A 22,990-nucleotide genomic window follows, 5' to 3' on the forward strand; every position below is an offset into this window, starting at 1 on the left:
TTCGGAGTTTCCAGATAGACTGTGAGATCAGTTTCAGGGTAGAACCAGCTGTTTTTTATCGACTTTCCCATTGGGAGATTTTGGCAGTTCCTCCCGGAACTCGACCTTCTGGGGCACCATGAAATCCTCAAGGTGTTTGCGGCAGTAAGCAATGACTTCTTTTTCCGTCAGTTCCTGTTCGGGCATCACTGTAACGATGGCGCGAATCGACTGGCCGAGGACCGGGTCCGGGTCGCCTACGATGGCCGCTTCGGAAATCGCCGGATGTGCGAACAGGACGTTTTCTACTTCTTTGGGGCTGACTTTCTCGCCGCGGCTTTTAATGATGTCATCACGCCGACCGACAAAGTACAGGTAACCTTCTTTGTCCATGCGGAACAGGTCACCGGTATAGAGAAACATTTCGCCCGGCAGTTCACCCGGCTTCAGGCGTTCGGCTGTGCGTTCAGGTGCTTCCCAGTATCCGAGCATGACATTGGCGCCACGCACAACCAGCTCGCCTGTCTGTTCGGCAGGCAGACGGTGTCCTGCATCATCCACAATAAAGACTTCTGAATCGGGCATGGCGATCCCGACAGAACCGGTTCTGATATCAACCTGATCCAGGGGGAGGTAAGAAACGCGTTTGCATTCCGTCAAGCCGTACATTGAGAAAATCTGGACATGCGGCAGACGTTTGCGGAAGGTGAGAATGTGTTCGGTTGGTAAGGCGGCTCCCGTGTTGGTAATGTAACGCAGTCTGGAGAAATCGTATTTCGAGAGGTCCATTTTAAGCAGGATCGCCGACATGGTCGGCACCAGTGGGAAACCGGTGACCTGTTCATCGATGATTTTCTGCAGGACTGCATGCGGATACGTGAATGATTTTTCGAGAACCAGCGTTGCTCCCACCCGGATGGCCATCAGTAACTGGTAGAGGCCATAATCGAAGGAAAGTGGCAGAACATTCAGGATAATATCAGATGGCTCATTCATCAGATAGGTGGTGATGGAGCGGGCAGCCGAGGTCATGTTCAAGTGAGTGAGCATGACTCCTTTTGGATTTCCCGTCGATCCCGATGTATAGACCAGGGCAGCCAGATCAATGCTGATGGTTTTGATTGCCGGTGGAGTCAGCTGGTTTGCATATTCGTTCTGCAACTGATCCCATGATTCAAATCGCAGGAGTTGCCATTCGGTGCTTTCCGGCTGATCGTATCGGGAACCGGTGGCAATGACGGTTTTCAAATGGGGTAGCAGGGCGGCATGTTCGAGGATCAGATTCTGCTTTTTGTCCGGAATGATCAGCGCCGTAGCTCTGCAGTTATTCAGGACATAGCTCAGTTTATCAATCTTTGTGGTGGGATTGACCATCACAAACACACCACCCGCCTTCAACACAGCAAAGACAGCCACCGCTGCTTCGAGGGAATTTTCGAGATGGATGGCTACACGATCGCCGCGTTGCAGTCCCCGCTGGAGCAGTGCCTGTGCCAGGCGATTACTTTGCAGTTCAAGTTCCTGGTAAGTGTATCGCTGCTGATCAACGATCAAAGCGACTTTGTCCGGATACTCGCGCGCACTGTTTTCTAATAATGATTGCAGCAACAAGGGCCTGCTCCTCTGGTATTACGCCAGTTCTTTGAGTTTGGATTCAATAAAAGCGATGAGTCGATCAATGGAGTCCAGGTTTTCCGGAATGAGTTCATCATCATCCACTTCGACGGAGTAGTGGTCTTCAATGAAAGCCACCAGTTCCAGAACACCCGTGGAATCAATGATGCCGGTTTCCAGAAACGAGTCGTCATTATGAAGGGCAGCCGGGTCTTCGCCGAACAGGAAATTATCCGCGACAAAGTTTCGTACATCATTTTGGATCGAGTTCATATTTCTACCTTTGATCTTTTCTGTATTCAGTAAATCTTAAGTCAGTTGAAGTTACGTAAGTGATATTGCACTTGAATGGCGGGTAGGATTTGTCGAAACGGTCTGGCCATGAATCATCTGTTCGACCAGTAACTGGGTCGAGAGAATCCCCACCAGGGCCATGTTGTCCCGGGTGCCAATCGCGCGACCCTGTTCCATCTTTTTAACAAGTCGCTGGACTGCCTCTGGCTGGAACAAGCCGTTGTCCTGAAGTTTCTCTGCGGACAATAAATGGTTCACGTATTCAAAGCGGGCAGACTGTGTTTCTGTATCGATGAAGCTGTGCGCATCCGGTGCCCGGTAAGGTTGTTTGGGTCGCTTGCGGATGCTTTCGGGAATCAAGTCCCGCATGGCGTATTTCAGCAGATATTTTTCGTTCAGGCCGTTCATTTTGAAGCGGACGGGAACGCGGGATGCGAACTCGACAACGCGATAATCCAGGAACGGGAAACGGCCTTCAATCGAATTGCCCATTGCCATACGGTCTCCCTGTGAAGAGAGAATGTAACCTGGCATCAGGTTGATTGATTCCAGGTATTGTGCCTGGCAGAAGGAAGGCCATTCGGAAAACTGTTGAGGCAGTTGGCTTTCGAAGTCCGCCAGGGGATCCTGGTTGACCAGTTGCTGTTTGACATCGTTACTGAAAAATGATTTCAGTTTTGACGTCAGGTCCCAGCGCGGCAGGTGTGAAAAGAACGGACTGTCGAGTTCATCCTGACGGATTTTGAAAAACGCTTTGAGGTAAGCGGGAGACTGTGCCTGCAGATTTTTCATGTAGGGGTAGAGTCGTTTCAACAGCAGCGGCCTGATTGCCGAGTCAGGTTGACGGCTCCAGAAGCGGCGGATTTTCGTTTCTTTAAAGAGGTCGTATCCGCCCAGAACTTCATCTGCCCCTTCGCCCGTCATCACCACTTTGAACTGACTGTCCCGGACGAGCTTGGAGAGCAGGTACATGGGAGCTGGCGCGGTTCGCAGAACCGGTTTTTCAGTGTGTTGTATGACGGTCGGAAAGATGCGGCCGATATCTTCATATGAGCAGCAGACCGTCTGGTGATCGGTTCCCAGTTCACGGATCATTTCCTGCTGGTAACTGCTTTCGTCGTAATCCTTGTCGTTGAAGTTCACCGAGAAAGTATTCAGGGGGGCGTTAGTGTAATTTCGAATGATGGCCGCGGTCACAGAGGAATCGAGTCCGCCACTCAGGTAGGCACCGACCGAGACATCGGCACGTAATCGCAGTTGAGTGGCATTGATCAACAATTCCCGCAGTTCGTCTGCCCAGTCATCAAGCGAGCGGCTCTCTTCGTTCGGCTGATAATCGAGGTGCCAGTACTGCCAGATTTTGACTTGACCATTTTTGACAATCATGGAGTGGGCAGGAGGTAGTTCATTCACTCCCGCAAAAAATGTGCGGGGTGGCAGTGGTGACCAGAATGTAAACAGTTCATTTAATGACTTCAGGTCCACTTCCCGTTTGACATCGGGCAATGCAAATAACGCTTTGACTTCGGAGGCGAAACTCAGGCGACCCTGTGTCTGGGTATAAACCAGCGGACGGATTCCCATGCGATCCCGGGAGAGGAAGACCTCCTGGCGTTTGCGGTCGTGAATGGCAAACGCCCATTGCCCGTTGAAGTGTTGAACACATTCGGGGCCGTATTCCGCATACATGTGCAGAATGACTTCCGTATCGGAATGGGTGCGGAATTCATAGCCTTTGTTTTTGAGATGAGCGCGTAATTCGATGTGATTAAAAATCTCACCATTAAATGTAATTGTCAGCAGGCCATCGGGAGTCTGCATCGGCTGCAGTCCACCGGCGAGATCCACAATACTCAGTCGGCTGTGTGCGAAACCGACGAAGCCAAACGTAGAAATGCCTGATGCATCGGGTCCCCGATGGTTCAGGGTTTCAATCATGGCCTGTAGCTCTGACTGTTCGACCGGAGCCAGGTCAGAGCGAATGATACCCGCGATTCCACACATAGATGAGCCAGTACGATAAAGTGAAAGATCAATTCAATAATCAGGTGAGCCGAGACTCTTACAGAAGGAACTTAGGTCACATGGATATCAAGTCAAACCGGAAGTCGGCATGCGTTACATTGCTCAGAAAATACAACGGCTCCATTCGACGTGCGATGCATAATCGTTATGAAAGGGATAATCGGTCTCGTGGAATCTGAGAAGCGGTTTGACTCTTTGATTTTGAATACTATGCTTAGTTTGCACATTGCATTTCGGGCTGCATTTTCTAGAGCGAACCACATTTAACCATAGCGTCTCTCAATCTGTAATTCTCGGTCGATCTGACCATCGAGACGCTACAGTAAAAACTGGACACAGTCTAAAAGACACATCAGACTCATCTGCAATTTCTGATCTCAGATGATCCTCTCATGAATAATTCAGTGCAGATAATTGATTGCGAACCGAATATGTCAGCAAATGATTCCGAATCTGTAGCAGTGAATTCCCAAGCTGTAAACAGTGGCTCAGAGAAACAGGGGCGTACTGCGTCCAATGCGGTAAACACGGAAGAACTGCTCGCTTCGCTCAGTATGCTGAATCTCAATTCCCGCGATGATTCCCCGGAGTCCGACGCTGAAGGCGAACAACAGGGCAGCATTGTTGCAGCTCACTTACCTCTGAAGAAAAGCATCAGCGAGCCGATGCGGGTCATTGGTAAAGATCAGCATCTCAGCCAGTTGTTCAACCGGGTGCAGTCCCTGCTGAAAGGAGACAGCGAAGAGGCTGAAGGACACTTTGTTCCACATTGTCCCGAAAGCCTGGAGGAGACCGGTTTAACCCAGGATGAAATCGAACGCCTGATCCTGAAGTACCTGCTCGCCAAGGGAACCCAGACCGGACGCCAGATCTGTTCGCAGATCAAGCTTCCTTTTAGCATTGTGGATGCCATTCTGAAACGGGCCAAGCAGGATCAACTGGTTGCCTTTGGTGGCACAGCCGAGATGGGAGACTACGAGTTTACTATCACAGAACTGGGGCGCGAGAGAGCCCGTCGTTATACCCAGGAATGTACCTACTTTGGTGCAGCCCCGGTGTGCTTCAAGGATTATCTGAAGGCGATGGAGGCACAGAGCATCGCCAAACAGGAGGCTACTGAAGCAGATTTGAAAGCGGCCTTTTCGGATCTGATTATCAATCCGAAGATGCTGGATCGTCTGGGGCCCGCCGTGAACTCGGGGCGGGGGATGTTTTTGTTTGGCGAAGCCGGTAATGGTAAAACCAGTATTGCCGAGCGGATCACGAAAGCGTTTGGCTCGACGATCTGGATTCCCCGTTGCCTGGGGATCGATGGAGATATTATCCGTATTTTCGATCCCGGACTGCACGAAGAGGTCGTTCAGGAAGTTCATTCTGAGGGACTGTTCGATCTATCAGGGATCGACCCGCGGTGGGTACAGATTGTACGCCCTACGGTGATTGCCGGAGGTGAGTTAACCATGAAGGAACTGGAAATCACGCAGAACCCGCAGACAAAAATCTGCGAGGCACCACTGCAGCTGAAAAGTAACTGCGGAACGTTTGTGATTGACGACTTCGGACGACAGCGGATGCCCGTAGATGAACTGCTCAACCGCTGGATCGTGCCTCTGGAAAAACGTTACGACTTTTTGAATCTGCCCAGTGGCAAAAAAATTCAGGTTCCGTTCGATCAACTGATTATCTTTTCGACGAACCTGGAGCCGAAGGATCTGGTGGATGCAGCCTTCCTGCGGCGGATTCCCTATAAGATCGAAGCCCTGGATCCCACGGAAGAAGAATTTCGGGCGCTATTCGAATTGATGGCACCAATGATGGGGTTTCAGTTCGATGTCGAAGCTTTTGAGTACCTGGTTGAGACGCACTATAAAGCCGTCAATCGGCCGTTCCGTGCCTGTCAGCCGCGAGACCTGCTGCTGCAGGTCAAGAACTTCTGCGTTTACAAAGAAGTCCCGCGCAAGCTGACGCCAGCCGCCTTTGATTTTGCAGTCGAAAACTATTTTTCCGTCATGTGAAATTGCCGGTGTGCTGCCTGATCAGGCGGGCCATTCGGAATCACAGGAATGACAGCGGAATCCGACGACCGTGGCTGTGCCGGGAATCAGACGGTTTTTCTGATTCAGCAGACCATCTCGCAGTTCCAGCTTCTCAACAGCCGAACTGCCACAGTCGCTGCATTGCTGGTTCAGAAAAATGGTGCGGGCGCGTTTCAGAACCCAGTCTTCCTGTTTGCGGCTGTGTGATTTCTTCACGCGTGCTCGCTGAAACGGCAGAATCATGGGGGTAGTTTCGTCCAGAGAGACGACAGGCTCAGTCTGGGGTTCATCCGGGTAATAGACTTTTAAAATGCTCATCCATGAGCTCCTTACGTAATCAATCCCTTGATTAAATATTCCAGTCAATCCGAACAGGAATGTTTCCGGGGGTAGTCTTCGCATGGCCGGTAGAACAGAATTGTCTGGTGATGCATACGAAGAGGGGAGAAGGATAAAATTCTCTTATTAAGTTGGCAAGAGGTTTTAACTCAAAGGTATCAATATTGTAAAAAATTCCTGCTGTGATCCGACAGAAAATGTGAGAATAGGAAGAGTCAGGGGTATGGCGATGATGGAAGGTGGTTGCGCCGGAAAGAATGCTGTATGTTTTTTGGTGACGATTCGTTAAAAATGTCCGACTTCAGCATTGGCTGGAGAAAGAGACAGGCAGGTTTTTACAGGAGTTGTTCCCATCAATAAATCGAAGTTAGTAAAATTAATACTGGGTGTCATTGTTACAATCGCCTGTCTGCTGGCAGCGGTCTGGGGGCTGGACTTTGAGCAGATCTCCACCAGTTTCAAACGAGCTAATTACTGGACATTACCTGTCATGTTGGCATTGCTGTTTGTCTTTTTCTGGCTCAAAGCCTTACGCTGGCAAATGCTGCTCGAGCCGATTAAGAAGCTGACCGTCTCGCAGGTCACGCCAGCGATGATGATTGGTTTCATGGGTAACAATATCTTGCCCGCTCACCTGGGAGAATTCTTACGTGTCTATGTTCTGAGCCGTCAGTACCAGATCCCTAAGACAACAGTGCTTTCCACGGTGGTACTGGAGCGGTTATTCGATGTGGTCGCCATCCTCTGCTACCTGGGGATTGGGATCTATTTTGCCCCCAACTTTCCTGAAGAATATCAAACGGTCAGTTTGATTGTCGCCCTTGGTATTTTAATTACAATTATTCTGGTAGCAGCCTATCTCATCTGGACTGAGACAGTAATCAGCCTGTTTCGAGGCATTTTCAGTTATCTCCCTTTTCTGCCGGAAAAACTGACTCATCTCGTTTTGGAGATGATGCGGTCCGGAGCGCTGGGCATGACCTCCATGAAGAGTAAACGGCTGTGTTTTGGAATTATCTGGACATCATTTGCACAATGGCTGATCAATGGGATCAGTATTTATGTGGCGCTCTGGAGTTTTAATATTCGGGTCTCGCCCCTGGCTGCTTTCGTTGTGCTGGGGGTTACAGCATTCGGGGTGACAGTGCCTTCGACACCTGGTTTTTTTGGTGTCGTTCAATTCTGTTTTACACTGAGTTTAAAAGCGTTTGGTGTATCCAATGCAGATGCTTTTTCGGCTTCTATTTATTATCAGCTTTCACAGTATTTTCCCGTTACCTTCATCGGCTTGTATTATTCCAACCGTGAGGGATTAAAATTCAGTGATGCCGAGCAGGAGGCAGAGAAAGAGCTGGAAGAACTGGAGGGAGGTAGCGCATGAGGGGATCACGGATTCAGAAAGCAAATGCAGGCAGTCTCGTAGACAAACTCAGGGAGCCAGTGTTGCTGGCTTTCCCAGTTTAGTCTGCTTCAGGTTCGCCACGCCTTGTTCCGTAATCAACAGATCATTAATTCGATTCTCTGTCAGGACTGAATCGATCACTTCCACCTGGGATGTTCCGTTGACTGCCAGGCCACTACGTCCGTTGCCGGTACAGGTGACATTCTCGAGGATAATGTTCTTACAGCGGTCATGAACGTTAATGCCATCGATACGAAAATTTTTGAATGTCACGTCCGAGATTTGAACCCCTTCTACATCAACCAGTGAGAGGCCGACAGACATACCGGCGAGTGAAAATGCCTCCATGGGAGGGAGCTGATTTTTGAGTTCACGGTAATAAATGGCTCCTTGAATGGCAGCCCAGTGTCCTGCAGGGATGTCGGTCAGTTTGATCTCATCGCCTGTTTCGGGACGATACTCCGGCAGGGTTTTTCCATCCAGGTACAGGTTGAAATATCCTTTTCGGAATGGTGTCACTTTCCACAGGCCGTCCTGTAGAGGTTTCCAGCCTCCCTGGGGAACGGGGATGGCACCGCTGATCGTCGCACCATTTCCCAGTATCGTAAACATTTCCTGGCCGATTCCGCTGAAGCGTTTGCCGGCGAGGGTAAAAGATTCCAGGTAAGGGATGTCGTTATTGATCAGGATGATTTTGTCACCGGGGCGGGCGTACTCCAGTGCCCTTTTGATCGTTTTGACAGGTCCGTTTTTGCCGGACACAATTTTGGGTGAAATTCCATTCAGCGCGTTGTTTCCTGCGCGATTATCGACATAGATTACGCTGCTTTCTGCTGAATTTGTAGCACAGAACAGAAATGCCAGGCAGAGTAACCCGGTCTGGAATTCTACAAAACGAACTGCGTTTCGCATGGCTGCTTTCCTGTCTGGTTCAGTTTTCTGGAGTGCGTCTGGACAAGAGAATGAAAATTTCTTACAGCAGAAAAAACCCCGGTTGAAAACCGGGGTTTGTCGTTGCGTTTCTATCGTTCGTTCTTAGCGTTCGGTTACAGGAATAACAGGGCGTTCTTCGTAACCGATGTAGTTTGCTTTGGGGCGGATGATTTTATTTCCGTCCAGTTGTTCCAGGATATGGGCACACCAGCCAGCGATACGGCTGGCGGCAAAGATACAGGTAAACAGATCCCCGGGGATCCCCATGTAATGCTGGAGACTGGCTGAATAGAAGTCGACGTTGCAGTTCCGCTGGATTTCGTCGTAGACGAGTTTTTCCATCTCAATGGACATCTCGTACCACTTGGGTTCGCCCGTTTCTTCTCCCAGACGTCGAGAAAGTTCTTTCAAGTGTTTTGCACGCGGGTCTTCCACCTGGTAAACCGCGTGTCCGAAGCCCATGAACTTTCCCTTGGCTTCGCGTACTTTTTTCACATACGGGGCTACATTTTCGAGTGAACCGATTTCGAAGAGTGTTTTCAGGACTTCGATGTTCGCTCCCCCATGCAGTTTCCCCTTCAGTGCACCGATGGCGCCTGTGACTGCGGAATAAATATCGGGAAGTGTCGCAATAATCACACGACCGGTAAACGTACTGGCATTCAAACCGTGTTCTGCATGCAGTGTCAGGATGAGGTCCATGGCACGGGTTGCGTCTTCACTCGGTTTCTCGCCATTAATCATATACATGAAGTTGCCGGCGTGACACAGTTCGGGATCTGGTTCCACCGGCTCAAGTCCCTGGCGTACCCGATGAATGGCTGCCACGATGGTTGGGATCTGTGAAATCAGTTTGATTGAGATCTGCAGCCGATTCTCAAATGTTTCCACTTCGGCATCGGGGTCGTAGACTCCGGCCAGCGATGTGATCGATCTCAGCAGTGCCATCGGCAGTGCTGAAACGGGGAGTTTCTTCAGTGCTTCAATCAGTTCCGGAGGAATGCTGCGGTGCTGTTTCAGGTCGGCCTGATAGGCGGCGAGTTGAGTGGCGTTAGGAAGTTCTCCGTTTAATAACAGAAAAGAGACTTCCTCAAACGTCGCATTCTCTGCCAGATCGTCGATGTTATATCCACGATACAGCAGTTTTCCGATGGTTCCATTGACTAAACAGATAGAACTGTCTGCTGCTACGATCCCTTTTAGCCCTTTGACAGCTTCGCTCGATGTTTTCTCTACGTCTTCTGCGCTCATTTGAACTGGTTCCACTTTCTCAACTACAGCCAATAAATTCCAGTAAGGTTGATGGATCACGCACCAGGGGCTCTGGTAAGACAGTAATCTCCGCCCGACTTTAAGTAAACAAACTATGGAAAACTCGTGTGCTCCCAGTATATCAAGCCCTTACATAAGTTCAATCAAGCGAAATTGATTCCCGGGGGTCTTCTCCGATTCATGCTGGATAAAGCGAATTTTTCGGAAAAACTCCACTATCTGTTCATGAACTGTCGAAATCAGGGGATTGACTATTCAGCCCGGAGTGTGAAAATATAAGGAGCCAATCAGGTTACATCCTGTTTGTCGCATCAGAGCTTCCTGAAATGTTAGAGGGAAAGCTTTTTTGTTTTCTGACTTGAGCTGTTTTTTGAATCTGATTGTTTTTCGGCCTGAATCGTGAACTTTTTAGCACACGTAAGTTGTTATCTGGTAACGTTGCAGAGGTTTTTTAAATATTTTTTAAATCGGTGTTGTGGATTTCCGTAGACGTTACGGAAAGTTGTGGTAGGATAGGGCCATATGAGCTGGAGGCTTATTGGCTTTTTTCAGGTTCTCGGGAGAAGTAAGGATGTCTTGGGAGAGAACCCTCTTGATTAATTTTGTTGGCGAGTCGGAAGTTACGACGAAGCGCGTCAAAGCGTATTTGAGCAACTTGGTTTTTCAGATGCTCTACGCAATGCCCAACTTACCTCCAGCGATCAATTTGTGCTTCGGGTCTAGCTTGAGCCTGATTCCCCCCAGGGGAAACGGTTTTAACGCCGGCACAAACAACACCATCAGGTTTTGGAGTTTTTTGCGTTTATTTCATAGCTTTATCGCTATAGGTATTCCTCGGTGATGAGTAGAGTGGCAGTAAGAATTATTAAATCGACATCGTAAGCAAATGTTGGAAAAGTAGAGGGAAAAGATCAATTATGACGCCTGCTGATCCCCCTGTGCTTTTATTCTCATAAACAGAAACGCCGTGGTTACACACGGACGTGTGGCCGTAATTTTTTTGATAATACAAATTAAGGGAGTGACCCGTGCACCGTTTCGATGCAAATCTGAACTTACTATTTCAGGAAGCGGAAAAACAAGGTTTTTTAACATTTCAACAGGTTCATACGTTCCTCCCTGACGAAGGTGGCAATCCCGCGCTGATTGAATATATCGTCGTGGGCCTGGAAGAGCGAAACCTGGATCTGATTGATGATCCGAATGCTGATATTGATGACGAGGAAGTCACCGCCGTTGATACTTCGGTTGGTACCGACTCGGAAGTAGCACGGGGCGCAGATGAAGATTCCGATGATTCTTCTGCCATCGTTGAACCGGAAACATCACTTTCATCGCGTGATCCCATTCGGATGTACCTCAGCCAGATGGGAAATATTCCCCTGCTGAGTCGCTCGCGTGAAATCTTTCTGGCCAAGAAAATTGAAATCACCCGTAAACGCTTTCGCCGGACTGTTCTGGAATCTGATTTCGCTTTGAAAATTGCGATTGATACCCTGGAGAAAGTATTCGCCGGCGAGCTTCCGTTTGAAAGGACGTTACGCACCTCTGATACCGAAGATGCGACCAAAGACCAGATCATGGGGCGGATGCCGTTCAATATTTCCACCCTGAAGGCGCTGCTGCAGAAAAACGCTGATGATTTTGAACTCATTCACTCAGGGGAACTGGGTAAAGTTGAGCAGCGTGAAGTGCAAAAACGGATGATGGTTCGTCGCCAGAAAATGGCAACACTCTGTGAAGAACTCTGTCTGAGAACACAGCGTCTGCAGCCGGTTCTCAAACGGATTCATCAGATTGCCGGTCGCATGCGGGAAGTTCAGGAACAGCTGGAGGACTACAAACAGCTGCGTCACAAGGCGACCGATCACCGGCTGCTGGAACGCGAGTTATCGGAACTGACCAGTATGGTCGTAGAAACTTCAGAAGACTTTCAGACACGTTCCCGGGAAATCAAACGTCGCTTTGATGACTGGACTGAAGCCAAACAGCAACTCTCAGGAGGTAACCTGCGACTGGTTGTCTCGATCGCCAAAAAGTACAGAAACCGTGGCTTAAGTTTCCTCGACCTGATCCAGGAAGGAAACGCGGGCCTGATGCGTGGTGTGGAAAAATATGAATATCGCCGTGGTTACAAGTTCTCCACTTATGCCACCTGGTGGATTCGTCAGGCCATTACCCGTGCCGTTGCCGACCATGCCCGTACCATTCGAATTCCCGTGCACATGTTCCAGAGCATTTCCACTCTGAAAGCACGCAGCGAACAGATTCGTCAGGAAACCGGCCGCGAACCCACTATGGAAGAACTGGCTGATTCTGTCGGTCTGGGTGTGGAAGAAACCGAACGGATCATGAAAACCTGGAAACATCCCATCAGTCTGGACACACCAGTGGGTGAAAGCGAAGACAGCAGCTTCGGTGATTTCCTCGAAGACGGTCATGAATCTTCTCCCGCAGACGCTGCCATGCGTGAAATGCTGAAGGATAAAATTGAGCATGTTCTTAAAAGTCTGACCTATCGGGAACGCGAAATTATCCGTCTGCGATATGGTTTAGGCGATGGTTACAGTTATACACTGGAAGAAACCGGTCGTATCTTCAAAGTGACCCGCGAGCGAATTCGCCAGATTGAATCCAAGGCCCTGCGGAAATTGCAGCATCAGACCCGCAGTGCACACCTGCGAGGATTCGTTGACGCCATTTTTCCAAATAAGGAAGATGAAGAACACGAAGGCGAAGAGGGCGTACAGTCAGATCAGGAATCTTCCACCATGGTGGGGGCAATCGAGTAAGTCCATAATTCTTACCCTGCTGCACCAGATACAAGGCGGTTTGCTGTTTTCACGAACAACAAGCCGCCTTTGGCTTTTCTATTTCGCTCAATTCGAATAGTTTATACTCAGCTGGAGCGATTTTCGTGTTCAAGTTCCCGGTCCGTCAGCAGGGTTGACAGATCAGAGGATGTCGTCGAGCACATCTGACCTCTCCCGGATTCGACCTGGATCGCGCCGGAGTCAGTACAAACCTGTATTCAGGTTGGCTGTAGCATCTCCAGGATTGTTGGGAGCGAGTATAAACATAGCAAAGGGCGTGCTGGTTCATCGGGAAACGCCCGGATTGAATGTTCTGGTAACTTCAATCCTCCTGGATTTCATCATATTTATGGAGTATTACACATGGGTCTTTTTGAAGGCAAAAAAGGTCTGGTTCTCGGCATCGCGAATGACCATTCGATTGCATGGGCCATCACAGAAAAACTTTATGACGAAGGGGCCGAAATTGCTTTCACGCACCTTCCTGATAAAGATCCAGAGCGTCCGCGGATGGAACGTCGGCTGCGGAAGCTGGTCGAGCCTAAGGGCGCCAAGATCATGATCCCCTGTGATGTAACAAAGGATGAAGACCTGGATCGGGTTTTCGAAACCGTCAAAGCGGAATATGGCGAGATTGATTTCGTATTGCACTCGATTGCATATGCCCCGATGGAAGACCTGAAAGGCCCCGTATATAACGTGAGCCGTGACGGTTTCAAGCTCTCTATGGAAATCAGTGTCTATAGTCTGCTGGCCGTTGCCAAACGCGCCAAAGATCTTCTGAAACCGGGTGGCAGTATTCTGACTCTGAGTTACCTCGGCGGAGAAAAAGTGATCCCGGGTTACAATGTGATGGGCATCTGTAAGTCGGCCCTGGAGAATTCAGTCATGTACCTGGCGAACGAGCTGGGACCGCAGGGCATCCGTGTGAACAGCCTGAGCGCAGGACCTTTGAAGACACTCAGCTCATCGGCTGTGGGCGAATTCGACCTGATGATGAAACTCTATCAGACGATGTCACCCCTCCGCAAAAATATCACGCCGGACGATGTCGGCAAGGCCGGCATGTATCTGCTCAGCGATCTGGCCAGTGGTGTTTCCGGAGAGAACCATCATGTGGATTCCGGCTATCATGTCATGGCGGCTCCTCCCATTGAAATGCAGCAGGAGCAGGCCCAGTCTTAATCGCGGCCGCAAACCCTATATTCAATTCAAGCCATCTGTTGAACACAACCGTTACAACAGGTGGCTTTTTTTGCGTCTATCCTCCCGGAGTTTCCAGCCAACCCCAATCGGAATCTTGAGAAAATATTGTCTGACTGGGTTAAAATTCCGCTTTTACTCATCCTGTTGCCTCACATTGAATGCTCTCAGCACAACTCCCTTTTTGCTAACGATTCCGATATCGGGAAAAAATCTGCCGGTTTCGCAGGTTTTCGTGATCCGAACAATGAATTTCACGTTCTTGTAGCTGCAAGTCTCTTTTCAAGGTTCATACTTGATGAACCGTACATGTTGAATTGTTTTTTAAACGCAGCTTGAGCAAATTGAGTCGCTTGTAACCTCTCCGTTTTTCCATCACCCCGGAGTCCGGGAGTATTCGGTGCCTGAAATTATCAAAGTCAGTCTGGAATGGCCTACGCTGCCGGCAACCATCCTGTTGGGGATTTGCCTGTTGTACTGGGTCTGTGTCATTCTGGGGTTCATGGAATTAGATTTTTTAGATTTTGATCTGGATTTTGAAATAGGCACAGACGGTCCTTCTTTTCTTGATTTTGGATTTATCGGACTTCGGTTTTTGAATATCGGTGAAGTACCGGTAATGCTCTGGTTAAGCATATTTTCACTCTGTATGTGGATGCTTTCCGTTAATTTTGATGCCGGTGTCAAAATCAATACCGCGATGGATTATCTACCGTTAGCGATCAGAAATATCGGGATCAGTCTGGTAGTTACCAAGCTGATAACTCAGCCTTTTAAAGGATACTTTCATTTCACTCCCCCCAATCAGATCGAGACATTACTGGGAAAATCGTGTGTCGTGACCAGCACCACGGTGACTGACCGCTTCGGCCAGGGAGAGCTGGAAACAGAGGGAGCGCCATTAAAACTGCATATACGTGCGGAGGACGAAACAATCCAGAAGGGAGATCTGGTTCGACTCGCAGACTATAACTCGGATAAACAGGTTTTTTACGTCGTAAAAATTAGCCAGGAGTCATAAGATCATGTCCATTTCGACGTTTCAACTTCCCGCAGCGTTTCTGTTGGGAGTCGATTTTTTCAGTGAGTCAGTGGTGATCGCGGGGCTCCTCATCGGAGTATTTGTGATCGGTTTTGCAGTGGCGGTCTCCCGCTTTTACCGCAAAGTAGGGCCGGAAGAAGCTCTGGTACGCACGGGTGTTGGTAATTTAAAGGTGGCCAACGGAGAAGGGATCTTTGTGATCCCGGTTCTGCACCGGGCCGACCAGATGGACCTGTCTGTTAAGCGGATCGAAATTGCCCGCAAAGGGGAAGTTGGTCTGATCTGCCGGGATAATATTCGCGCTGATATCGAAGTCGCCTTCTTTGTGCGCGTCAATAATACCGCAAACGATATCCGGAATGTGGCCCAGTCGCTGGGGTGTAAACGAGCCTCCAGCCGCGAAGCACTGGTAGAGCTGTTTGATGCCAAGTTTTCCGAAGCCTTGAAGACCGTCGGTAAACATTTCGACTTTGTCGAACTCTATAACGAACGGGATAAGTTCAAGGAAGAGATTCTGAAGATCATCGGGACCGACTTGAACGGCTATGTGCTGGACGACTGTGCCATCGATTACCTGGAACAGACGCCCCTGGAAAAACTGAGCCCGACCAATATTCTCGACGCCGAGGGGATCAAGAAGATCACCGATCTGACAGCACGCGAGCATGTGTTGTCCAATCATATTACCCGCGAAAAAGAGAAGACCATCAAGAAACAGGACGTGGAAGCCCAGGAAACGATTCTGGAACTGGAACGTCAGCGTGTCGAAGCAGTCGAAAAACAGACCCGGGAAATCGCTTCATTAACCGCTCGTGAGCATGCAGAAGCACGTCGAGTGGAACACGAAGAACGGCTGAAAGCAGAAACGGCCCGTATTCGTACCGACGAAGAACTGGCGATTGCCGAAGAAAATAAACTGCGTCAGGTGATTGTGGCTGAAAAGAGCAAACAGCGTACGGAAGCTGTCGAAACCGAACGTGTCGAAAAAGATCGCCTGCTGGAAGTCACCGAACGCGAGCGCGTTGTAGGGATTGCCGATATCGAAAAAGACAAAGCCATTGAAGTGGAAAAACGCAATATCCAGGAAGTGATCCGCGAGCGGGTTATCGTGGAACGGGCCGTTGTCGAAGAGGAAGAACGGATCAAGGATACACACGAATTTGCGACAGCAGATCGTCTGAAGCAGGTCACCGTCACCAGGGCGGAAATGGAAGCCCAGGAAAATCTGGTCAAGGAAGTCAAGGCTGCAGAAGCTCAGAAATCGTCTGCCGAACTGCTGGCAGAAAAAGTGGTCATCGAAGCGGAGGCAGATAAGACGGCAACCGAGAAGAAATCGGATGCGATCAAAGTCATGGCGGAAGCCAAGACAGCCGATGGAGCTGCCTTGGGACTGGCAGATGCCCAGGTCATGATTGCCAAAGCGACTGCCACCGAGAAGACAGGTCAGGCCGAAGCCAACGTTCTGATTGCCAAAGCAGAAGCAACCGAAAAGACCGGAACAGCGGAAGCCAAAGTCATGCAGCTCAAGTACAGCTCGGAAGCGACTGGTATTGTAGACAAGGCCAAGGCGATGAAACTCTTCGATGGAGTCGGCCGCGATCACGAAGAATTCAAGATCAAAATCAACAAGGAAAAAGATATCGAACTGGCGGCAATCGCTGCCCAGCAGGAAATCGCAGAGGCCCAGGCGGGTATTGTCGGCGAAGCATTGAAATCCGCCCGCATCGATATCGTCGGTGGCGAAACGACGTTCTTCGATAAGATCGTGGATTCGATCAAGAGTGGTAAATCGATCGACCGTTTCGTTCACAACAGTGAAACGCTGACGGACATTAAGAATACGTTCTTCAATGGAAATCCGGATTACTTCGAAGATCAGCTCCAGACCTTTATTTCCCGGTTTGGCATGTCCTTCGAAGATGTCAAGAACCTTTCGATTGCCGCTTTGATTTCTCAGATGCTGGTTCAGGCGGAAGGGGAAGAAGATCGATCGACTCTCAATCGCCTGCTCTCGACTGTGAAAAATCTCGGGATTGCAGATAAAAAAGTGTCTTCCTTCCTGAAGACCAAGGTGGAAAAGTAGTCATCAGACTCACTTCATCTAATGCATCATTCAGTCGGCTGTCTCTCCGGGAAAATAAGTGTTCTGGAGAGAACGCCGATTGAAGTCGGTCCTGTCGTCTGCAAAAATAAACAGTAAAGTGTTTCCCGGGAAATCGATTCCAATGGCTGATTTGAAAAATGATTCAGAAGAGACTGCAGAGGGCAATGCAGATGCCATTGCCCTGGAGAGCAGTACCTACGAAATTATTCAAAATCGACTGAGGAGTCACGGGAAAGAACTTCAGGCCCGCTTAGGGAAGCTGAATGAACTTCGTAAAGAAGTATTTGGTTCGATTGAAACCCGTCTCATTGGCAGTGACCGGATTACGACCGAACATAATTGTGTACCCCGCGATATGCTGGCTGTCGGAAATCGTTTCCTGTTTGGCTATAACGTCAATTTTGGATTGAAGACCGAAATCAGCCTCAGTGATGTTTTTGCCGTTTATGAATTCAAAGAGGGCACCTATCATGCCCTGCCTCTCGATCTGATTCGCGACGCTGCATTCGAAAAAGATTTCAAAGACATCTACCGCTACTATAAAAAAGCCACTTTTGCGAAGTTCTTCGTGAAAGGACCTTTTTTATATATGCTGTTTAAGGTCGGAGATGGCCCGAAGGATTTCAAATCCTTCAAGTGGGCCTTCCAGAGTGATCAGCTGGTTTACGTTGATAACCGCAGTGATCATGAAGTTCAATATCCCGCACAGCAGGAGTTTCAGTGGACGCGCACACATCGTGATCTGCATTACGCAGGCCTGCATCCTCATGTTTCAATTGATGACCGATTGTTCGTCGAAACCGTGGGCGGCGATCTGACGATCAAAATTGAGAACAACACCGAAACCGGGGAAGGCATCTACTCTGAACCGGTCGACGATCCGGACCAGATTCTGGATGATGCGGAAATCTTCTATGCCCTGATCGGGTCACTGATTCTGCTGAAAATCAAACCCTATAAAGAAACGAAGTATCGCTACTTCATCTACAATGAAAAACTGCAGAAAGCCCAACGGCTTGATTCCATCAAGGATGCCTGTATTCTGCTTCCCGATGATCATGGCCTCGTGTTTTCAAATGGCTATTATCTGCAGAATGGCGAATCAAAAACATTCGAAACCGATCTGCAGGATATGCTCTACCAGGAGCGAATTGCTTCTCCCAATGGCGAAGACTTTCTGTATGTGTTTTATCAGCCTGAGCAGGGGGCCTATGTCCTGTTGCAGTATAACCTGATCGAACAGAAGCTCGATACGCCTATGATCTGCCACGGGTTTACCCGGTTTGAAGGCGGAGAGCTGATCTGCTTTTCCAGGCAGGATGAACCGCAGAAACATCATATGCTGCAACTCTGGAAAACACCCTATATTAGCGATTCGTTTCAGATACCTCATAAGCAGGATTCGTATCTGAATAAAATTGGGAATAAAGATATCGTGCGTGGCATGGCAGAATGTCACGAGTTGCTGGGACTGATCAATCGTAAAGATGCCTATGAAAATCTGTATGTGGATCTGGTGAAAGTCTCCGGCGATGTCCTCGATTCCTATTTCTGGATCAATCAGGAGGATACTTTTGCGCCGGGAGAAGTCGTACTTGAAATCAAACGCGCTGCGGAAGCTGCTGTCACCGAATACGAAAAAGTGCTCCAGCTGCGTCAGAATACAAAACAGAAGACCGCTGAAGTTGAAAAGTTCACCCGGCAGACCTTAATTGAAATTGATCATCGTCGATTTGACAAAATCGACGACTTCGTACAGAGTCTGGCCAGTCTGAGAAGCCTGCGAGGCGATGTAATCTCGCTGCGTGACCTGCGGTACGTTGATCAAGGCCTGGTCGAGAAGCTGGAAAAGAGTGTCAGCGAAAAGAACGAAAAACTCGCTACACGCTGTGTTTCTTTCCTGATGCGGGACGACGCGCTCAAACCGTATGCAGATCGGATTGTAAATGCGACAGCACAGATCGAGGCGGTCGAGAAAGTTGCCGACGCGCGGAAAGTAGAGGAAGAGATCGAAGCCAGTTCAAAAGAACTGGAAATGCTGATTGAGATCGTCAGTAACCTCAAGGTGGAAGATACGACTCAGCGCACCGCGATTATCGATAATATCTCCACGAACTTTTCGAAAATCAACCAGTCCCGGGCTGCCCTGAAACGCCGCATTAAAGAATTGATGTCGGTCGAAGGAGTGGCAGAGTTCAACGCGCAGATGAAGCTGTTGAATCAGGGGGTGGTGAACTATCTTGATGTCTGTGACTCACCTGAAAAATGTGATGATTTCCTCACAAAACTGATGATTCAGGTCGAGGAGCTGGAAGGACGTTTCGCTGAGTTCGATGAGTTTGTCGAACAGTTGACTGAAAAACGGGAAGAAATCTACGCAGCGTTTGAAACGCGTAAACTGGCGATTGTCGAAAGCCGCAATAAGCGGGCGAATTCACTGGCGAAATCTGCGGATCGCATTCTGACAGGCATTCGCAGTCGCGCAGAACAGTTGAAGACGATCAATGAGATCAACGGCTATTTTGCTTCGGATCTGATGATCGATAAAGTCCGGGACATTGTACGTCAACTGGGTGAGCTGCAGGATACGGTCAAGGTTGATGATATTCAGGGCCGGCTGAAAAGTATTCGCGAAGATACCGTCAGGCAGTTGAAAGACAAGCAGGAGCTGTTTGTCGATGGCGAAAATATCATCAGGCTGGGGAACCGTCAATTTACGGTAAACCGCCAGGCACTGGATTTAACCACGGTCTTTCGTGATGACAGCCTGCAGTTGCATTTGACGGGAACCAATTTCTTTGAAGAAATCGAAGATGAACGCCTGCTGGCAACCAGGGAGGTCTGGGACCAGGAAGTGGTCTCAGAAAACCGGGATGTGTATCGCGTAGAGTATTTGACATATTGTCTGCTGAAGTCGGTGGAGGCCGACCCGGATCAGTCTCTGATGTCACTCTTAAAACTGTCCGATGAAGAACTGCTGGCGTACATTCAGAAATTCATGGGGCTACGCTACAGTGAGGGCTATATTAAAGGGGTGCACGATCAGGATGCTTTGCTGCTCTTGAAGTCACTGTTGAAAATCAAACCCGCTTTAGGGCTTCTGCGTTACCAGTCTGCTGCCCGGGCACTGGCCGGTTTATACTGGAACTACTTTTGTGACCCTGATACAAAAACGCTGTTTGAAACCAAGTTGATCGGCTTTGGCAGTGTAATGCAGGTCTTTCCTCAAACAGGTCAGCAGCAGTATTACATCAATGAACTCAGGCAGCAGCTTTCTCTGTTCGTTCAGCAGATTACCTGTCTGGACCAGGCTCTGGTATCCGAAGCTGCCGAGTACCTGTTTCAGGAACTGGTGCATGGCTCTACTTTTGTCATCAGCAAACGAGCAGCCGATCTGTATCATGAATTTGAAAAATATCTGAAACACAACAACGCAGCCAAACGACTCAAAGACAGTCTGGCTGCCACAAAAGAAAATCCAGTAAACTGGTTTCTTTTGGCGCGTGACTGGGTTCAGGCCTACCTGGATTATCTTGATTCGGAAGAAGACTTCGATTATCTGGACGAAGTGGCATTGCTGCTGTTGAATGAGAAACTGGACCGAAGTCGCCTGATTGACGCGACAGTGACCGAACAGATACCGGGCTTCTCAGGCTCGCATGCACGCATCCGGAATGGAGAATACCACCTGCACTTTAATCGCTATTCAAAGCGGCTGGCAGAATTTCAATCGGTAAATGTTCCACGGTATGAGTCCTATTTGTCTCTCAAGAAAGAGATCGTCGATCGGACGCGTGATGCCATGCGACTCGACGAATTTCGGCCTCGCGTGCTGACATCGTTTGTACGAAATCGACTGCTGGATGAAGTCTACCTGCCTGTCATTGGAGACAATCTGGCCAAGCAGATGGGAGAAGCAGGCGAAAATAAACGAACCGACCGGATGGGCCTGTTGATGCTGGTTTCTCCGCCGGGTTATGGTAAGACGACATTAATGGAATACATCGCCAATCGCCTGGGGATCATTTTCATGAAGATCAACGGGCCTGCACTCGGGCATCAGGTGACTTCACTCGATCCGGCTGCGGCACCCAATGCCGGGGCCCGGGAGGAAGTGAAGAAGCTCAACCTGTCGCTGGAGATGGGTGATAACGTCATGATCTATCTGGATGACATTCAGCACTGTAATCCGGAATTCCTGCAGAAGTTTATTTCACTCTGTGATGCGCAGCGGAAAATTGAAGGTGTCTACAAGGGGGAGACGAGAACTTACGATTTACGTGGCCGCAAGGTCGCCGTCGTGATGGCCGGAAACCCGTATACCGAGAGTGGCGAAAAGTTTCAGATTCCGGACATGCTTTCGAACCGGGCAGATATCTATAACCTGGGTGAAGTAATTGGCGAGCATTCAGATGCCTTCGAAATGAGTTACCTGGAAAACTGCATTACTTCGAATCCCGTGCTCAATCAGCTCTCCTCACGGAGCCAGAAAGACATCTATACGATCATCCAGATGGCCCAGGACGGGACCGGCGAACGGGGAGACCTGGAAGGCAACTACTCGGTGGAAGAACTGAACGAGATGGTTTCCACAATGAAGAAGCTGATTCGCGTGCGCGATGTGATTTTGAGTGTGAACCGCGAGTATATCCGCTCGGCGGCTCAGTCAGATGATTATCGTACGGAGCCTGCTTTCAAACTGCAGGGATCCTACAGAAACATGAACCGCATCGCTGAAAAAGTTTTTGCAGTCATGAATGATAAAGAACTGGAGAGCTTAATTGTTTCCAACTACGAAAACGATGTTCAGACTTTGACATCAGATGCAGAAGCCAACCTGCTGAAATTCAAGGAGCTGATGGGCATCTTATCTGAAACTGAGCAGGAACGCTGGAATGAAATCAAAAAGTCGTTCCGGAAAAATCAACAGCTCAGAAGTGTCGGCGGGGAAGATCGCATGGCCCAGGCGATATTACAACTTGCCAATGTGGGTGAAGGACTGCAGGATATTCGCGAAACGATGAATGCCGGCATTGGTCGGCTCACTGTTGAGAAGGAATCGAATCTGGATTTATATGCCAAAGACTTCGCGGAGCGATTTCAGCATCTGGCAGAGAGCCTGCATGCGATTCAGGCGGCTTTGACAACCGGAACAAAGGATGTGACCACCCTGTTCGAACAGTCTATCAAAACCAGATCAGAACAACACGGGACAGCTCCCGCGAGCGAGGCACCCGCCTCACCGCCAGATGACAGAATTACGGTTGTCAATAAAATCCCCCGTTCTCTGTTGAACGTACTGGAAACGCAGTTCGATCTGATGCAGGGCTGGATGCAGCCTCTCTTAACCTCTTCCCATGCCAACCAGGCCGAGTTCAAAGAGCTGAAAGACCTGGTGACTCGTTGCCTCAAAGATTACAACGCGCTGATCAATCGCGTGGATGACGAATGAATCCACCAGGTCTGTCTTTAAAACCAGCTTGTGACATGGATTTATTGGTTTGTGGTCATCAGTGAAAAAGGACATTTGCTACACAGGATTTTTGTGTTCAACGTCGATCGAAATTGAGTTTCTGGTCGATTCCATTATCAGTATTTGTGTTTCAGGTCCAGTTGATGATTTCAGCTACTGAATTTTGCCACGTCCCTGGATTGGCCAGACGACTTCCAGGCGATCATTGCGGAAGCCATAGAAGTTCTCGTGCAGAATCGTGGTGAAGTCGGCGTAACCGGGGATCAGTTCGATTTTGTCGCCGATCTTCAGGTCCTGTGATTCCGGCCCCAGTGTGACGGCACAGTGTTCGGCACTGAGCGCGGTGACTTGTGCATCCGGCCAGGCTTTCACCAATGGCAGCTGGAAGTCGGGATGCATGGTCTTCCGGCCGCAGTCGAGCACCATGCGTCCCTTTTCAGGTCGGCTGACAACGGTGGCGA

General features: G+C 49.3%; 13 protein-coding genes and 1 pseudogene. 7 read left to right on the top strand and 7 right to left on the bottom strand.

The window, feature by feature from the left end; genetic code table 11:
* Positions 1-33: 33 nt before the first annotated feature.
* The 3 genes from AACZ40_RS10015 to asnB are packed head-to-tail and all read right to left on the bottom strand — an operon-like array spanning position 34 to position 3,891.
* Positions 34-1,590 carry an AMP-binding protein gene (locus tag AACZ40_RS10015; protein ID WP_291168646.1) on the bottom strand — a complete coding sequence of 519 codons (1,557 nt, stop codon included), beginning with the start codon at positions 1,588-1,590 and terminating at the stop codon, positions 34-36.
* Between the two features lie 18 nt (positions 1,591-1,608).
* Positions 1,609-1,866 (bottom strand): acyl carrier protein, encoded by a 258-nt coding sequence (locus AACZ40_RS10020; RefSeq protein WP_291168644.1) that lies wholly within the window; start codon positions 1,864-1,866, stop codon positions 1,609-1,611.
* Between the two features lie 51 nt (positions 1,867-1,917).
* A complete protein-coding gene (gene asnB, locus AACZ40_RS10025; protein ID WP_291168642.1) occupies positions 1,918-3,891 on the bottom strand; it encodes an asparagine synthase (glutamine-hydrolyzing) in 1,974 nt (657 codons plus the stop codon).
* Between the two features lie 482 nt (positions 3,892-4,373).
* Between asnB and AACZ40_RS10030 the strand changes: the two genes are divergently transcribed.
* Positions 4,374-5,927, top strand: a complete 1,554-nt coding sequence (locus AACZ40_RS10030; protein ID WP_291168639.1) for an AAA family ATPase — start codon at positions 4,374-4,376, stop codon at positions 5,925-5,927.
* A 21-nt stretch (positions 5,928-5,948) separates the two neighbouring features.
* On the opposite strand, the gene AACZ40_RS10035 is transcribed toward AACZ40_RS10030, so the two are convergent.
* Complete coding sequence (locus tag AACZ40_RS10035) at positions 5,949-6,266, bottom strand: hypothetical protein (RefSeq protein ID WP_291168638.1); 318 nt, start codon at positions 6,264-6,266, stop codon at positions 5,949-5,951.
* A gap of 328 nt (positions 6,267-6,594) precedes the next feature.
* Here AACZ40_RS10035 and AACZ40_RS10040 point away from each other — a divergent pair, with 328 nt between their 5' ends.
* Complete coding sequence (locus tag AACZ40_RS10040) at positions 6,595-7,668, top strand: lysylphosphatidylglycerol synthase transmembrane domain-containing protein (RefSeq protein WP_291168636.1); 1,074 nt, start codon at positions 6,595-6,597, stop codon at positions 7,666-7,668.
* A gap of 48 nt (positions 7,669-7,716) precedes the next feature.
* On the opposite strand, the gene AACZ40_RS10045 is transcribed toward AACZ40_RS10040, so the two are convergent.
* Together AACZ40_RS10045 and AACZ40_RS10050 are read right to left on the bottom strand one after the other, a co-directional pair.
* Positions 7,717-8,601 carry a right-handed parallel beta-helix repeat-containing protein gene (locus AACZ40_RS10045; protein ID WP_291168634.1) on the bottom strand — a complete coding sequence of 295 codons (885 nt, stop codon included), beginning with the start codon at positions 8,599-8,601 and terminating at the stop codon, positions 7,717-7,719.
* A gap of 123 nt (positions 8,602-8,724) precedes the next feature.
* Positions 8,725-9,873 (bottom strand): citrate synthase, encoded by a 1,149-nt coding sequence (locus AACZ40_RS10050; RefSeq protein WP_291168632.1) that lies wholly within the window; start codon positions 9,871-9,873, stop codon positions 8,725-8,727.
* Between the two features lie 1,049 nt (positions 9,874-10,922).
* Between AACZ40_RS10050 and AACZ40_RS10055 the strand changes: the two genes are divergently transcribed.
* From AACZ40_RS10055 to AACZ40_RS10075, 5 genes are all read left to right on the top strand, one after another.
* Positions 10,923-12,686 (top strand): sigma-70 family RNA polymerase sigma factor, encoded by a 1,764-nt coding sequence (locus AACZ40_RS10055; RefSeq protein ID WP_291168630.1) that lies wholly within the window; start codon positions 10,923-10,925, stop codon positions 12,684-12,686.
* Between the two features lie 384 nt (positions 12,687-13,070).
* Positions 13,071-13,892: an enoyl-ACP reductase gene (locus tag AACZ40_RS10060; protein ID WP_291168628.1), complete on the top strand. Its 822-nt coding sequence runs from the start codon at positions 13,071-13,073 to the stop codon at positions 13,890-13,892.
* Positions 13,893-14,310: 418 nt separating this feature from the next.
* The gene (locus AACZ40_RS10065) at positions 14,311-14,931 is read left to right on the top strand and encodes a hypothetical protein (RefSeq protein ID WP_291168626.1); all 621 of its coding nucleotides are present in this window, start codon (positions 14,311-14,313) and stop codon (positions 14,929-14,931) included.
* Positions 14,932-14,935: 4 nt separating this feature from the next.
* On the top strand, positions 14,936-17,035 hold the full coding sequence (locus AACZ40_RS10070; RefSeq protein ID WP_291168624.1) for a flotillin family protein: 2,100 nt from the start codon (positions 14,936-14,938) through the stop codon (positions 17,033-17,035).
* A gap of 142 nt (positions 17,036-17,177) precedes the next feature.
* Complete coding sequence (locus AACZ40_RS10075; protein WP_291168622.1) at positions 17,178-22,508, top strand: DNA repair ATPase; 5,331 nt, start codon at positions 17,178-17,180, stop codon at positions 22,506-22,508.
* A 174-nt stretch (positions 22,509-22,682) separates the two neighbouring features.
* Here the strand turns inward: AACZ40_RS10075 and AACZ40_RS10080 are convergent.
* Positions 22,683-22,990 (bottom strand): annotated as a pseudogene (locus AACZ40_RS10080) (DSD1 family PLP-dependent enzyme); the annotation flags it as partial.

The sequence above is a fragment of the uncultured Gimesia sp. genome (assembly GCF_963972345.1).
Taxonomy (GTDB): Bacteria; Planctomycetota; Planctomycetia; order Planctomycetales; family Planctomycetaceae; genus Gimesia.

Excerpts from the sequence above, each read along its gene's own strand:
- AACZ40_RS10035 (WP_291168638.1), bottom strand. The coding sequence starts at position 6,266 with ATGAGCATTTTAAAAGTCTATTACCCGGATGAACCCCAGACTGAGCCT.
- AACZ40_RS10060 (WP_291168628.1), top strand. The coding sequence starts at position 13,071 with ATGGGTCTTTTTGAAGGCAAAAAAGGTCTGGTTCTCGGCATCGCGAAT.
- AACZ40_RS10020 (WP_291168644.1), bottom strand. The coding sequence starts at position 1,866 with ATGAACTCGATCCAAAATGATGTACGAAACTTTGTCGCGGATAATTTC.
- AACZ40_RS10050 (WP_291168632.1), bottom strand. The coding sequence starts at position 9,873 with ATGAGCGCAGAAGACGTAGAGAAAACATCGAGCGAAGCTGTCAAAGGG.
- AACZ40_RS10075 (WP_291168622.1), top strand. The coding sequence starts at position 17,178 with ATGGCTGATTTGAAAAATGATTCAGAAGAGACTGCAGAGGGCAATGCA.
- asnB (WP_291168642.1), bottom strand. The coding sequence starts at position 3,891 with ATGTGTGGAATCGCGGGTATCATTCGCTCTGACCTGGCTCCGGTCGAA.
- AACZ40_RS10070 (WP_291168624.1), top strand. The coding sequence starts at position 14,936 with ATGTCCATTTCGACGTTTCAACTTCCCGCAGCGTTTCTGTTGGGAGTC.
- AACZ40_RS10045 (WP_291168634.1), bottom strand. The coding sequence starts at position 8,601 with ATGCGAAACGCAGTTCGTTTTGTAGAATTCCAGACCGGGTTACTCTGC.